Annotated in this window: 8 protein-coding genes; 1 reads left to right on the forward strand and 7 read right to left on the reverse strand. The window is 67.4% G+C overall.

Annotated elements, in window-relative coordinates; genetic code table 11:
* Positions 1–8: 8 nt before the first annotated feature.
* The 6 genes from ACSFCA_RS15025 to ACSFCA_RS15050 form a co-directional block, all read right to left on the reverse strand.
* Positions 9–4,637, reverse strand: a complete 4,629-nt coding sequence (locus tag ACSFCA_RS15025) for a type I polyketide synthase (RefSeq protein WP_435460023.1) — start codon at positions 4,635–4,637, stop codon at positions 9–11.
* Positions 4,637–9,934: an amino acid adenylation domain-containing protein gene (locus ACSFCA_RS15030; RefSeq protein WP_435460024.1), complete on the reverse strand. Its 5,298-nt coding sequence runs from the start codon at positions 9,932–9,934 to the stop codon at positions 4,637–4,639. Before ACSFCA_RS15030 ends, ACSFCA_RS15025 begins: the two co-directional genes overlap by 1 nt.
* Before the next feature lie 58 nt (positions 9,935–9,992).
* Positions 9,993–10,751, reverse strand: coding sequence for a thioesterase II family protein (locus tag ACSFCA_RS15035; protein WP_435460025.1), 759 nt, complete (start codon positions 10,749–10,751; stop codon positions 9,993–9,995).
* Positions 10,751–10,981: an MbtH family protein gene (locus ACSFCA_RS15040; protein ID WP_093051643.1), complete on the reverse strand. Its 231-nt coding sequence runs from the start codon at positions 10,979–10,981 to the stop codon at positions 10,751–10,753. Before ACSFCA_RS15040 ends, ACSFCA_RS15035 begins: the two co-directional genes overlap by 1 nt.
* Positions 10,982–11,128: 147 nt before the next feature.
* The gene (locus tag ACSFCA_RS15045) at positions 11,129–11,401 is read right to left on the reverse strand and encodes a DUF4880 domain-containing protein (protein WP_435460026.1); all 273 of its coding nucleotides are present in this window, start codon (positions 11,399–11,401) and stop codon (positions 11,129–11,131) included.
* A 48-nt stretch (positions 11,402–11,449) separates the two neighbouring features.
* Complete coding sequence (locus ACSFCA_RS15050) at positions 11,450–11,971, reverse strand: sigma-70 family RNA polymerase sigma factor (RefSeq protein ID WP_258353795.1); 522 nt, start codon at positions 11,969–11,971, stop codon at positions 11,450–11,452.
* A 268-nt stretch (positions 11,972–12,239) separates the two neighbouring features.
* On the opposite strand from ACSFCA_RS15050, the gene ACSFCA_RS15055 reads away from it, so the two are divergent.
* Positions 12,240–13,088, forward strand: a complete 849-nt coding sequence (locus ACSFCA_RS15055; RefSeq protein WP_435460027.1) for a ParB N-terminal domain-containing protein — start codon at positions 12,240–12,242, stop codon at positions 13,086–13,088.
* Positions 13,089–13,101: 13 nt separating this feature from the next.
* Here the strand turns inward: ACSFCA_RS15055 and ACSFCA_RS15060 are convergent, their stop codons facing one another.
* Entirely contained in the window at positions 13,102–13,686 is a 585-nt protein-coding gene (locus ACSFCA_RS15060) for a BPSL1445 family SYLF domain-containing lipoprotein (RefSeq protein ID WP_258353793.1), read from the reverse strand.
* Positions 13,687–13,762: the final 76 nt, after the last annotated feature.

The raw sequence follows: 13,762 nt of genomic DNA on the forward strand, positions 1-13,762 counted from the left end.
TGCTTGGTTCAGACGGTGGCGGACAGTCGGTCCGGTGTGGCGGCATCGGCCGGGTCGCCGGTTTCGCTGTTCTCGATTTCTTCGATCAGCCGGGTCTCGACCAGCAGGGCCAGGTCGGCGATGGTTGGCGCCTTGAAGAAGGCAGCCGGGTGCAGCTCGACCTCATAGGCCTTGCGCACGCGCGCCAGGATCTGGATGGCGAGCAGCGAGTCGCCGCCCAACTCGAACAGGTTGTCGTGGATGCCGATGGCGGTAATGCCCAGCATGTCCTGCCAGACGGCGGCGAGGCCGGTCTCGAGGTCGCCGTCGGGCGCGACGTAGGGCGTGTCGAGCGCGGGGCGCGGATGGTTGCGGCGGCCCGCGCGCGCGGCGTGAGCCAACGGGCCGGACTCGATCAGCTCGAGCATGCCGCTGTCGAGCTCGCCAAGGCGCTGCGCCAAGTCGGTCGTGGAGATCACGACCTGCGAGAACGCCGGGCCGTTGACGATGCGTTCCAGCGCCAGCGCGCCTTCGGGGCCGTCCATGCCGACGCCTTCGGGCAGCACCATGCCGGCGGCCATGCCAAGGTCGCGCCAGGCGTCCCAGTTGACCGAGAACACCGCGTGTCGCGCACTGCGCTGCACCTGCCCGGCCAGTGCGTCGAGGTACGCGTTGGCCGCGGCGTAGTCGCTCATGCCCAGGCCGCCGGCCATGCTGGAAATGGATGAACAGAAGAGCACGAAATCGAGTGCGTCTTCACGCACCGCTTCGAGCAGCGCCTGCGTGCCGCGCAGCTTGGGCGCGAACACGGCGTTGACCATGGCGCGGGTGCGCCTGCCGATCATCCCGCTGCTGGCGTGGCCCGCCGCGTGGATCACGCCGTGGATTGCGCCGAAGCGCAGCCGGGCCTGCGCGGCGGCTGCTTTCATCTGCGCAGCATCGGCCACATCCGCGGACAGCGCGAGCACTTCGCCGCCAAGGGCTTCGAGTTCGAGCAGCTGCAGCAGCTTCTGGCGCAGTGCCGCGGGCTGCTCAGGCGATGCGGCCAGCGCCTCCCAGGTGCTGCGCTCGGGCAACGGCGTGCGTCCGAACAGCACCAGCTTTGCCTGCCACGACTTGGCAAGGTGCCGCGCCACGGAGAGGCCCACGCCGCCGAGGCCACCGGTGATCAGGTACACGCCGTGGGTGCGCAGCCGCTGCTGCGACCCCGCGCCCGGCGCTGGCAATGCGAGAGGCTCGTAGGCCTTGATCCAGCGGTGAGGGCCACGGTACGCCACCAGCGGCTCATCGCTGCGCGCCGACATGTCGGCCGCGAGCTGCTTCACCAGCCATGCCTCGGCATCGCTGCCGGCTGTGGGCAGCACCACATCGATGACGCGGCAGTCGATGTGCGGATACTCCTGCCCGATCACCTTGGCCAGGCTGAACAGCGTGGCCTTCTCGGGGCACAGGGGCTCCAGCCCGCTCACGTCTTCCATCTGGTTGGTGACAACCTGGATCGCCAGCTTGCGCTCGCTGCCGGCCGACGCGCTGTCGAGTGCCTGCGACAGGGCCAGCAGGCTGAAGAAGCCACGCTCCAGTATCTCGCTCGACTGCGAAGGCGCTGCCAGCTCGTCGTCCACGCTCCACAGGTGATAGATCTTCGAGACCGGCCCCAGCTCGGCCTGCACCTTGCGCAGCACCTGCTCGTGGTCGGCGCGCTCGCCGGGGCGCACCGCGTAGTGGCGCGGGCTGATCTCGACGAAGCCCGGCCCCTGCTCCACCCAGACCACAGGATGCGTGTCGGCATCGCGGTGCAGGTGGCGGATCAGGCTGTCGGTGAGGCTGCGCGTTTCGCCGAACACCAGCGTGCAGGTGCCGGCCGGCGCGGGGGTGTGCACCGCAAGCAGCGGCTCGGTGCGCTTCCAGGTGGGCACGTAGAAGGCGTTGGCTGCAGGCACTGCCTTGGCACCGCCCTCGAAAGTGCCCGCTTCGATCCAGTACGACTGGCGCTGGAACGGATAGGTCGGCAACGGCACCTGGCGGCGCGGCTGGCCCGCGCGGCAGGCGGCCCAGTCGATCTCGACACCGGCGCACCAGAGCGCGCCGGTCACGCTGGCCAGCTGCCGCTCGTTGCGGGCCTGCTGCTGCGGATGCGCCTGGCTCGCCCAGATGCCTGCGGCCGACCCGGCCATCGGATGCTGGCGCGCGAGGCCGGCCAGAGTTTCGCCGGGGCCCACTTCGAGCACGACGCGCCCGGCCACGCCCAGCAGCGCGGCCAGTCCGTCGGCAAAGCGCACGGTGCTGCGCAGATGGCGACCCCAGTAGGCCGGGTCCACAGCCTGCTCAGCCGTGATCGGCTGACCAGTGACGTTGGAGATGAACGGAATGCGCGGCGCATGGCGCGGCACCGAGGCAACCACCTGCTGCAGTTCGGCCACGATGGACTCGGTCATGGCCGAGTGGGAAGCGATGGCGACGTGCAGGCGGCGCGGCATCAGGCCGCCGGCGAGCAATTGCTTTTCTGCCGCTTCGATGGCCTGCAGCGGCCCCGCGAGCACGCACAGCTGCTGGCCGTTGATCGCGGCGATGTCGCAGCCCGCCTGGAGGAACGGCGCGAGTTCGTCCTCGGGCAGCGCGATGGCCGTCATGGCGCCTGCGGGCATCGACTGCATCAGCCGGCCGCGCGTGGTGACGATGCGCAGTGCGTCCTCCAGGCTGAACACGCCGGCCAGGCAGGCGGCCACGTACTCGCCGAGGCTGTGGCCCAGCATCACGGCGGGCTGCACGCCGCGCGCCATCCAGGCGCGTGCCATCGCGTATTCGACGATGAACAGCACCGGCTGCGTGTATTCGATGCACGACAGCTTCTGGTCGGCCGCGGCTTCGGCGCCGGCTGCGGGGTAAAGCAGCTGGCGCAGGTCCATGCCCATCGCGTCGTTCAGCAAGGCACAGCAACGGTCGACCTCGCCGCGGAACACCGGGTCGTCGCGGTACAGCGCCGCGCCCATGTTGGCGTGCTGCGTGCCGCCGCCGGGGAACAGGAAGGCGACCTCGGGCGCGGTGGCCGGTGCACGCATCACCTGCTCGAAGCCGCCCTCGGGCGACAGCAGCGTCTGCGCAGCCACGGCATGGCCGTTGGCAACGATGGCCACGCGCAACGGCAGCGGGCGGCGACCGCTCTGCAAGGTGTGCGCGATGTCGGCGAGCGATTGGTCAGCAGATGCTTCGAGATGGCGACCGAGCTGCCGGCCCGCCTCCTGCAGCGCAGCGGCGTCCTGCGCCGACAGCGGCAGCACCTGCCAGCTGGACGGGCTTTCAGCCGGCTTCGCGGCCGGCGCCTCTTCGAGCACCACATGCACATTGGTGCCGCCGATGCCGAACGAGCTGACGCCCGCGCGGCGCGGCGTGGCACCGGCGGGCCATGCCTTGGTGGCGGCGTTGACGTAGAACGGGCTCGCCGCGAAATCGATCTGCGGGTTGGGCCGCTCGTAGTGCAGGCTGGCCGGCAGCGTCTTGTGCTTGAGCGCCATCACCGTCTTGATGAGGCCGGTGACGCCAGCCGCCGCATCGAGATGGCCGACGTTGGTCTTGACGGAGCCGATGGCGCAGTAGTTGGTGCGATCGGAATCGGCACGGAAGGCCTGCGTCAACGCGGCCAGCTCGATCGGGTCGCCGAGCACCGTGCCCGTGCCGTGCGCCTCGATGTAGCCCACGGATTCGGCAGGCACGCCGGCGATCAGTTGCGCTGCACGGATGACTTCGGCCTGGCCGTTCACGCTGGGCGCGGTGAAGCCGACCTTGTCGGCGCCGTCGTTGTTGGCGGCGGTGCCCTTGATGATGGCGTGGATGGTGTCGCCGTCGCGCAGCGCGTCGTCCAGGCGCTTGAGTGCCACGAGGCCCGCGCCGCTGCCGATCACCGTGCCCGCGGCCTTCTCGTCGAAGGCGCGGCAGTGGCCGTCGGGCGAGAGGATGGCGCCGGCCTGGTAGAGGTAGCCGCCGTCCTGCAGCAGGTTGAGCCACACGCCGCCGGCCAGCGCCATGTCGCAGTCGTAGCCCAGCAGCGCCTGGCAGGCGGTGTGCACCGCGGCCAGCGAGGTCGAGCAGGCGGTCTGCACCGTCACTGCCGGGCCGCGCAGGTTGAGCTTGTAGGCCACGCGGGTGCACAGCGAACCGCCGGAGTTGCCGCTCATGAGGCCCAGCAGATCGGCAATGCCGCGTCCGTCGCCCAGGCCGAATGCGGGCAGCAGGTGCCGCATGAGGTACAGATTGGGGCCCTCGCCCGCGTACACGCCGATCTTGCCCGGCCAGGTGTGCGCGTCGCAGCCGGCATGCTCCAGTGCTGCCCATGCGCACTCCAGGAAGATGCGCTGCTGCGGATCGAGGTACTCGGCTTCGCGCGGCGAGTAGCCGAAGAAGCCGGCGTCGAACTGGTCGAAGCCCTTGAACTGGACGCCCGCCTTCACGTAAGCAGGGTCGTCGAGCAGTTCCTGCGAGATGCCTTGCGCGCGCAGCTGCTCGTCGGTGAAGCCGGCTATGGACTCCACGCCGTCGCGGATGTTGCGCCAGAACGCATCGACGTCGTCGGCGCCCGGAAAGCGCCCCGCCATGCCGACGATGGCGATCTCGATGCCGGTAGCTGCATCGGCCTGCGCGGCCTGTTCGTTGAGGGTGTTCATCAGTTGACTCTTTCCGCGGATTTGCGACGTTGAAGCAAGGCGGCGCGCTGGCGCAGCGCACGGTCGTCGCCGGCCGTGGGCGACAACGCCGCGGGCGCATCGGCGCCGCGCGCCATCCACTGCGCCAGCGAGCCGACCGTGGGGTACTTGAAAAGCTGGACCAGCGCGACGGTGGTGCGCAGCCTGTCTTCGAGCAGGCGGTGCACGCGAACCAGCAGCAGCGAGTGCCCGCCGAGGTCGAAGAAGTTGTCGTGAGTGCCGACCTTGTCCATCTGCAGCACTTCGGCCCAGATGGCGGCTATGGTTTCGGCGATGGGGCCTTGCGGAGCCTCGTAGGGTTTGTCGCTGGTGATGGCGGCGGTGGGGAGTGCCTTGCGGTCTACCTTGCCGTTGGCGTTCAGCGGCAGTGCATCGAGCACCACGATGACGCTGGGCACCATGTAGTCGGGCAGTGCTTCTGCGAGGCGTTCTCGCAGCGTGGCGGTGTCGATTCCTTGCCCTGAGACGTAGCCCACGAGTCGCGCTCCTGCAGGGCCTTCGTTCGCAACGACCACCGCCTCTCTGACTTCCGGCTGCGCCTGCAACTGCGCCTCGATCTCCCCCAGCTCGATGCGGAAGCCCCGCACTTTCACCTGGTGATCGATACGACCCAGGTACTCCAGCTGGCCCTCGTTGTTCCAGCGCACCAGATCGCCCGTGCGGTACAGCCGGCTTCCGTTGGCCGCTGCGATGAAGCGTTCTGCCGTCAGTGCTGGCCGCTTCAGGTAGCCCCGTGCGAGGTTGATGCCGCCCAGGTACAGCTCACCCGCCACGCCCATGGGCACTTCATTCAGGCTTGCATCCAACACATACGCCTGCGTCTCGCTGATCGGCCGACCGATCGGCACCTGGCTGCTGCCGTCATCCCGACACGTCCACTGGGTGACGTGGATCGTCGTCTCCGTCGGGCCGTACAGGTTCTGCAGCGTGGCGCCACTCAGGCGCTGCAGCGCTTCCCTCTGCGTGGCCGCAGGCATGGCTTCGCCGCCGCAGATGATGTGCTTGAGCTTGGTCGTTGCCTCGATGCCCTCGTACGCCAGGAAGGCCTGCAGCATCGAGGGCACGAAGTTCAGCGTCGTGATCTGGTGCTTCTGGATGAGTTCGACCAAGCGCACCGGGTCGCGGTGATCGCCCGGGTTGGCGATGGCCAGTCGGGCACCCGAGGTCAGTGGCCAGAACATCTCCCAGACGGACACGTCGAAGCCGAAGGGGGCCTTGTGCAGGACCGTATCAGCGCCTGCGAGGGTGTAGAACTCCTGCATCCAGGCCATGCAGCTGAACAGGGCTTGATGGCGGATGGCTGCACCCTTGGGGCGGCCTGTGGAGCCTGAGGTGTAGATGACGTAGGCGAGGTGTTCGCCGTGCAGGGCGACTTGCGGGTCGGCGTCGGACTCGGCAGAGGTATCGAGCGTGTCGAGTTCCAGCACCTGCAATGCGTCGGCATTAGGTATGAGATTGCGAAGATGGCTCTGGGTCAGCAGCAACGCGATGCCGCTGTCTTCGACCATGTAGGAAAGACGGTCTGCGGGGTACTCAGGATCAAGGGGTACATAAGCACCACCTGCCTTGAGCACGGCAAGGATGCCCACCATCATTTCTGTCGAGCGCTCCACGCAGATCCCCACCAGCACATCGGGGCCCACGCCCGAGGCGATCAGGCGGTGGGCAAGGCGGTTCGCACGGGCATTGAGTTCCGAATAGTTCAGGGCTTCGTCGCCGAAGATCAAAGCAGGCGCCTGCGGCTTGAGCCTCGCGTGCGCCTCGATCTGGCGATGCACGGGCTGTGCGCCTTCGTGGCGGCGCGCGTTCTCGCTCCATGCCACAAGCTGTGCGCGCTCGGCCGCCCCCACCAGCGCCACGTCACCCACTGCCAGCTCAGGCTGGGCAGTCAATGCCTCCAGCACCGCCACGTAGTGCCCCGCCATCCGCTCGATCGTCTCCCGATCGAACAGCTCCGCCGCGTAGACCAGCCCCAGCGTCAACCGGCCATCGGGTGTCTCGCGGGCTTCCAGCACGAGTTCGAATTGCGCCGTTCCGTCAGGCAGCGCATGGTGCGCAACCTCGAGCCCCGGCAACTGCGCCAATGCCCGGTAGTCTTCGACCAGGTGGTTGAACATCACCTGGAACAGCGGGCTCTGGCTCAGGCTGCGCTGCGGCTGCAGTGCCTCGACCAGTTGCTCGAAGGGCAGATCCTGGTGCGTCTGCGCGCCAAGCACCGCTTCTTTCGCCTGCGCCACGACGTCAGAAAGCCGCATGCGCCCACCGACCCGATTGCGCAGCACCAGCGTGTTGACGAAGAAGCCGATGATGTTTTCCGCCTCGACACGGCTGCGATTGGCCACTGGCGCGCCGACGCGGATGTCCTCCTGCCCGGTGTAGCGGTGCAGCAGCGCCTGGAAGCTGGCCAGCAGCACCATGAACAGCGTGGCACCCTCGGTCGCCGCGGCCTGGCGCAAGCCGGCCAGCAGCACCGCAGGCACTTCGACGCTGTGGCGAGCCGCGCGGTAGCCGATTTGCGCCGTGCGCGGGCGGTCTATCGGCAGCGCCAGCACGGGATGTTCTTCGCCGAGCTGCGTGCGCCACCAGGCCAGTTGCCGCTCGGCCTCGCCCACTGCCAGCCAGTTGCGCTGCCACATCGCATGATCGACGTACTGGATGCGCGGCACTGCGCGGCGCGACGGGGCATCGCCCTTCAGCCGCGCGGCATAGCCGACCGCCAGCTCATCGAGCAGCACCTGCATCGACGCGCTGTCGGAAATGATGTGATGCATCACCACCACCAGCAGATGCGAGGTGTCCGACAGGCGAATCAACGCTACGCGCAGCAGCGGCCCCTGCGTCAGATCGAATGGCGTGGCATGCAGGCGTTGCGCTTCTTCTACGGCACGTGCTTCGCGCTCGCTGGCCGCGAGGTGGCGCAGGTCGATCAAGATCAGAAGCGGCTCCCACGACGGGCTGATCAGTTGCTCTGCCGTTCCGTCAGCGCCTGCCAGGAATACCGTGCGCAGCGACTCGTGGCGCGCGGCGATGTCTTCGAACGCGGCATGCATTGCGGCGGCACCCAGCACACCCGACAGGCGCAGCGCGCCGCTCATGTGATACGCCGTGCTCTGCGGCGCGAGCCTCCACAGGAACCATTGACGCTCCTGTGCGTGCGACAGCGGCAAGGGCTGCAGCCGGCGTTCGGCGGACAGCAGCTCGATGGTGGTCGAGCCAGCCACGCGGCCCGGACGGTCCTTGCGGCTGCGCACGATGGCCGCGCAAGCGTTCAGCCGGGGCTGCTCGAAGAAGTCGCGCAGATCGAATTCGATGTTCCAGTGCCGGGCAATACGCGCGCACGCTTGAACCGCGGCCAGCGAATTGCCGCCCGAGGTGAAGAAGTGTGCGTCGTGCGCCAGCGCGCGGTCTTCGGGCCACTTGAGCACTTCCTTCCAGATGGCCGAGACTGCCCCTCCGATTTCGTCGAGCACCGGTGCTTCCGCCGCAATCGAAGCTCCGCTGCCGCCGCGCGTGAAGACGCCGTGCTCGTGAATCGCATAAGCATCGAGGCTGCGCGCAGCAAGCCCCGCGCGACACGCCTGGCGCTGCAGCTTGCCGCTCGAAGTCTTGGGCAGTGCGCCCGGATTGAGCAGCACCACGGCGGACGGCGCCTCGCCGAACACTTCGCTGACCGCCGCGCCCAGCGCATCGACCAGCAGGTGCGGCGGCACGAGCTTCTGCATGCTGCGCGAAACCTCCGCTGCCACGCCGATGCCTTCGCCATCCGGCCCTGACACCGCGAAGGCGGCGACTCGCCCTTTGCGCACGGCATCGATCTCGGCCTCGACGGTGCGTTCGATGTCTTGTGGGTAGATGTTGTGGCCGCGAACGATGATCAGGTCCTTGATGCGGCCCGTCACGTAGAGCTGCCCGTCGTGCATGAAGCCGAGATCGCCGGTGCGCAACCAGCGCTGCCCTTCGTGCATGGCGAAGGTCTCGCGGGTTTCGCGCTCCTTGCCCCAGTAGCCGGCGCAGATGCTCGGGCCGTTGGCCCAGATTTCGCCGACCCGGCCGGCGTCTAGCGCGGCCATTGAATCGGGGTCTGTGATGCGTACGTCGTGGCCGTCCGGCGCGGCGCCGCAGCCGACCAGCATCGTGCCCTGCGTGCTTTCCACACCCTCGCCCTTGGCCAGCGCACCGGCGGAGAAAGTGCGCGCGATCAGCCCGGCGCCGCGTCGGCCGCCGGTGACGAACAGGGTCGCTTCCGCGAGGCCGTAGCAGGCATACACGGCGTCGGGGCCGAAGCCCGCGGGCGCGAATCGCTCGATGAATTCGGTTTCGGTGTCGGCGCGCACAGGCTCGGCGCCGGTGTAGGCGACGCGCCATGTCGAAAGGTCGAGCCCAGCCAGCCGTGCGCCCTTCACGCGGTCGAGGCAGAGCCGGTAGGCAAAGTCGGGGCCGCCGCTCAGGGTGGCGCGGTGGCGCGAGATCAGTTCCAGCCAGCGCACCGGGCTTTCGAGAAAGTAGCGCGGCGAAGTCAGCACCAGCGGAACACCGCTGTAGAGCGGCTGCATGAGGCCGCCGATGAGGCCCATGTCGTGATAGAGCGGCGCCCACGACACGAACTTGTCGTCCGGCCCGATGCCCATGCCGTCGCGAATGGCGCGTTCGTTGGCGATGAGGTTGCCGTGCGTCACGACCACGCCCTTGGGGGCGGAGGTCGAGCCGGAGGTGTATTGCAGGAATGCCGCGTCGTCCGCGGCGGGCGCGAACGGCGTCCATGCATCGGCGAGCGCGAGGCTCACCTCGTCGACGGCAATCATTGCAGCCTGTGCGAACGCCTCGGCCGCGCCGCTCATCGCGGCACGCATCGCCGCCGAGGTCAGCACGCAGCGCGCCTGCGAATCTTGCGCAATGCCCGTCAGCCGCGCGAGATGCTGTGGCCGCATGGATTCGGGCGGAAACACCGGCACTGCGATCACGCCAGCGTAGAAGCACGCCAGCATGCTCACGGCGTAGTGGTCGTCGTTGTCCAGCATGACGAGGGCGCGCTCACCCTTCGCAAACTGCTGCTGCAGGCGGGCCGCCAGCGCGCGCACGCGCGACTCGAAGACGGCGTAGGTGATCGGCTTCTCGAAGTAGGCACCGTCCGCTTCACCCGCCACCGTGAGCCAGACGTCGTCCGGCCGGCTTTGCGCCAATGCCCGCAGGTGTTCCACGAAGTTTGCGGAGACCGGGTGATGCCCCAGACTCACCGTCGTTGCTGCCGTGTCTGCCATCTCGCTCACTCCAGAAAATTAGTAGGGGCGCAGCCGGCACCGGGCCGACTGCGTTCACTCATGCCGCGTCAAGTCGATGCCCATGCAATGAGCCTTGATGCCTGCCGGCCATGGCCTGCCCCAGACGGCGCGTCAGTGCAGCCAGGAAAGCCGCCTCGTGCTGACGGATGAAGAAGTGGCCGCCATCGAACCAGTCGAGCGTGAACGCGCCGCTGGCATGCGTCGACCAGGCCTCGATGCGCCCCGCGTCGATGTCGTCCTGCCGGCCCGCGAAGACATGCAGGGGCATGGGCAGAGGCGCATCGGCCGTGCACTCGAAGCTCTGGCACACGCGGTAGTCCGCGCCCAACGTGTCGAGGGTGATGCGCATCAGCTCGGCGCTGGCAAAGACTTCTTCGGGGGTGCCGCCCTGCTTGCGCAGGTCGGCGATCAGCGCGGCGTCGTCATGCGTGTCGGGGAGGCGGTTCGGGTCGCGCTGCGACGGCGCGGAACTGCCCGAAGCGAAAAGTGCCAGCGGCAACGGGCGGCCGAGCGCGCGCAGACGCTGCACGACGCCGTAGGCCAGCAAGGCGCCCATGCTGTGCCCGAAGATCGCGAAGCTGCCGTGCATCGCGTTCGCCTTCTCGGCGCAGATCCGCGCGACCTGGGCATCGTAGGTTTCGACGAAGCGCTCGCCCATGCGCATGCCCCGGCCCGGCAGCTCGACGGGCAGGAGCTCGATCCAGCGCGGCAGCTGATGCCGCCAGCGCAAATACATCGTCGCGCTGGCGCCCGCGCAAGGCAGGCACAGCAGCGAAACCCTCGCCGGCCCGGCCATCAGCTTGCGGCAGCTTCCGCGGCCATCCAGTCGCGCAGCGACTTGGGGCGCATGTCGGTCCAGTTCTTCTCGACGAAATCGAGCGCGGTCTTCTTGTCGCCCTTTACGCCATCGACAGCCTTCCAGCCGCTGGGCACGGCCTTCCAGTGCGGCCAGATGGAGTATTGGTCTTCCTGGTTGACCAGGACGATGAAGGTTTCGTCTTCGCGATCGAAGCAGCTGGTAGACATGGGCGGTCCTTGTGCGGTTGATTGAGGAAGCAGGCAGGCAAGCGGGCCGGTGAGTGGCCGATTGCTGGGCTTCTGATCAACATGACGATTCGGGACCGAATCTGTTCACCCGGTGCGGGGGGCGGCCAGGCGGCGCGCTGGCGACGATCAGGCGTCGTCGTCGCTGGGTGCTGCGTCTTCGGGGGATGCCCGGTTCTGGTTTTTCTTCCACGCATCGACGTCGATGGTGGGTGGCACCAGACCCGCGAGCAGCCAGAGGCGGGCGGCCTTGTCGTAGGCCTTGCGGTGGGCGGGGTCGGCAAGAAGCCATGCCACCATTTCGACACGCGAGCCTTCGCCGAAATTCTCGCGGTCGTGCTCGCGCCGCACCCAGTCCCATGCGGTGCGCCAGATAAGGTCGTCGTCTTGCTCTTGTGCCATGCGTGTACGGTTTTACCTTACACGAAGCGGCACGAGAGCTTCTCTGCGTCAATCCTTGATCAGGTGGCGCATCGCGCCGATGGCCTCGTCCGCCTCGGCGATCAGGCGGTTCACGAGCCCGAGCGCGCAGCCCATCTGCGCTGCGATGTCCCGCTGCGTGAGGCCTTCGAGACGGTAGAGCTGGAAGGCCACGCGCGTCCTCGGGGACAGCGCCGACAGCGCTTTCTCGATCAGGCCGACGACCTGCCGGTCGCGCATCACGCGGTCCGGCGACGCTGGTCCCGGGACATCCAGCGTCTCGACGTCCACGTCGAAGGTGCGGTAGGTGGCCTCGAGGGACTGGCGGCGGCAGTGGTCGAGTGCGAGGTTGCGCACCACTTGGCAGCAATAGCCCATGGGCTTGTCGACCTTGCGGTCGCAGGCGCCGTCGGCAATGCGGAGATAGGCGTCTTGCACGACGTCATCGGCAAGGTCCGTGGTGCGGACGATCCTGCGGGCCACGTGCAGAAGCTGGGCCCGGTTGGCGACGAAAACATCTCCCAGAGAAGATTCGGACGTGAGTGACAGCATTTTTGAACAACTCCAGATTGGGGCCAGGCGTCGAAATTCGAAACGGCGCGCGTCGGGCGCATTGGCGTGGCTGCAGCTCTCCGGCCACATATTTAAATAAGAATCATTAATATTTACAAAAGGATGACAGCGCGAATTTGCGACTGTGTCCTTACCTCTATAGACGTTTGGATGCACCAAACAGAGACACCCGGACGACGTCTCGAAAGCCGTCGGCCGGGCGCATCTAAAATTCCGCCCCTTTGCCCCGTTCCGCTTCCCGCCCCTCATGAACATCGTCGTCAACGAAGAACTCAAAGCCTATATCGACCCCATGACGCCGGAGGAACACGAGGCGCTGGAGCGGAGCATCCTGGCCGAGGGCTGCCGCGACGCACTGGTGCTGTGGGGCGACGTGCTGGTGGACGGCCACAACCGCTATGGCATCTGTCAGAAACACGACCTGCCATTCAAGACGGTGCAGAACACGCGCTTCAAGACCATCGAGGACGTGCACCTCTGGATGATCGACCAGCATCTGGGCCGGCGCAGCATTTCGGATTTCCTGCGCGGCGTGCTGGCGTTGCGGAAGAAAGACATCGTCGACAAGCAGCGCAGCCGCGTCGCTGCTGAGCCAGCCTCGGCGTCCGACGTCCCGTTCGACGTCGATCCCCCCGCCGACGGCTCGCCGGACGACAGTGCGTCAGCAGCCCCCACCCTGCCGCCGCCCGCTCCGTTGAGCAGCCGCGAAGCCATCGCCAAGGCCGCACGCCTGAGCAGCAGCCAGGTCGGGATGATCGAAAAGATCCAGAAGCAGGCCGCGCCGGAACTGGTGGCAGCCGTGAAGTCGGGCGTGATTTCGATCAACACCGCGGCTGCCGTGGCCACGTTGCCGGCCGAAGAGCAGGTCTCGGCCGCGAACGCCGGCAAGGACGAACTCAAGCAGGCGGCCAAGCGCGTGCGCGAGTCGAAGAAGAAGCCGCGTGAGGAGTCCGCCGAAGCGCATTCGGACGACGAACAGCAACAGGCCAAGCCAGACGCAGTGCAGGCGCTGGAGCAGCGCGTGGCCGAACTCACAGCCGAGAACGAGGCCCTGCGCAAACAAGTGGCCGAGCTGCAGGCCCGGCTCGGCCACTGAGCCCAGCAGCCTGCTACGGCTGGATTTCGCTGATCTTCGCTCCCGACAGCGAGACGCCGGCTTCCAGCCCCACGTTCGTCATCACGAAGCCCACCACGGGCTGGCGCAGCGTGTTTGTGTCGATGCTGCCGTTGGCTCCGATGGTCGCGAGCGCCACCGTGGCATCGGCGCCCGCCGTCCAGCCCTTGCTGTTGCGGAACTTGTCCAGCGCCGCCTGCGTAGTGAACAGATAGATCACGGCCTTCGACTGCGCACCCGCCTGGAAGCCCACCGACCCGGCAGTGGTGCTGTAGTAGGACTGTGTGCGCCCGTTCACGCGCAAGGCGCCCCGGCCGTATTCGGCGCCCACGCCCAAGCTGGCCCCCATCACGGCAGGAAACACCAGCACGCCGCTCGACTTGGCGACCAGCTCGCGTGAACCTCTCACGGAGTCGTACAGCTTGGACAGCGAGGCATCGACCTGGGCGTCGATGGAAGTGCGCGAAGACGCGCTGCTGGACTGATCCTGCGGTCGCGTGGTGGTGCACCCGACAAAGGCCAAGCTGCACGCCGCCACGGCGGATGAAAGCGCCAGTATGCGGAAGTTCATGGTTTTCATGACGAAATCCTTTGCAAAAAACATGAGTCGGCGAAGAAATCTCTGCCTTCGACAGCAGATTTGCTCATGCTAAGTC

The sequence above is a fragment of the Variovorax multivorans genome (assembly GCF_051216835.1).
GTDB lineage: Bacteria > Pseudomonadota > Gammaproteobacteria > Burkholderiales > Burkholderiaceae_C > Variovorax.

Coding starts and splice junctions, on each gene's coding strand:
- ACSFCA_RS15040 (WP_093051643.1), bottom strand. CDS start 10,981: ATGTCTACCAGCTGCTTCGATCGCGAAGACGAAACCTTCATCGTCCTG.
- ACSFCA_RS15045 (WP_435460026.1), bottom strand. CDS start 11,401: ATGGCACAAGAGCAAGACGACGACCTTATCTGGCGCACCGCATGGGAC.
- ACSFCA_RS15055 (WP_435460027.1), top strand. CDS start 12,240: ATGAACATCGTCGTCAACGAAGAACTCAAAGCCTATATCGACCCCATG.
- ACSFCA_RS15060 (WP_258353793.1), bottom strand. CDS start 13,686: ATGAAAACCATGAACTTCCGCATACTGGCGCTTTCATCCGCCGTGGCG.
- ACSFCA_RS15050 (WP_258353795.1), bottom strand. CDS start 11,971: ATGCTGTCACTCACGTCCGAATCTTCTCTGGGAGATGTTTTCGTCGCC.
- ACSFCA_RS15030 (WP_435460024.1), bottom strand. CDS start 9,934: ATGGCAGACACGGCAGCAACGACGGTGAGTCTGGGGCATCACCCGGTC.
- ACSFCA_RS15035 (WP_435460025.1), bottom strand. CDS start 10,751: ATGGCCGGGCCGGCGAGGGTTTCGCTGCTGTGCCTGCCTTGCGCGGGC.
- ACSFCA_RS15025 (WP_435460023.1), bottom strand. CDS start 4,637: ATGAACACCCTCAACGAACAGGCCGCGCAGGCCGATGCAGCTACCGGC.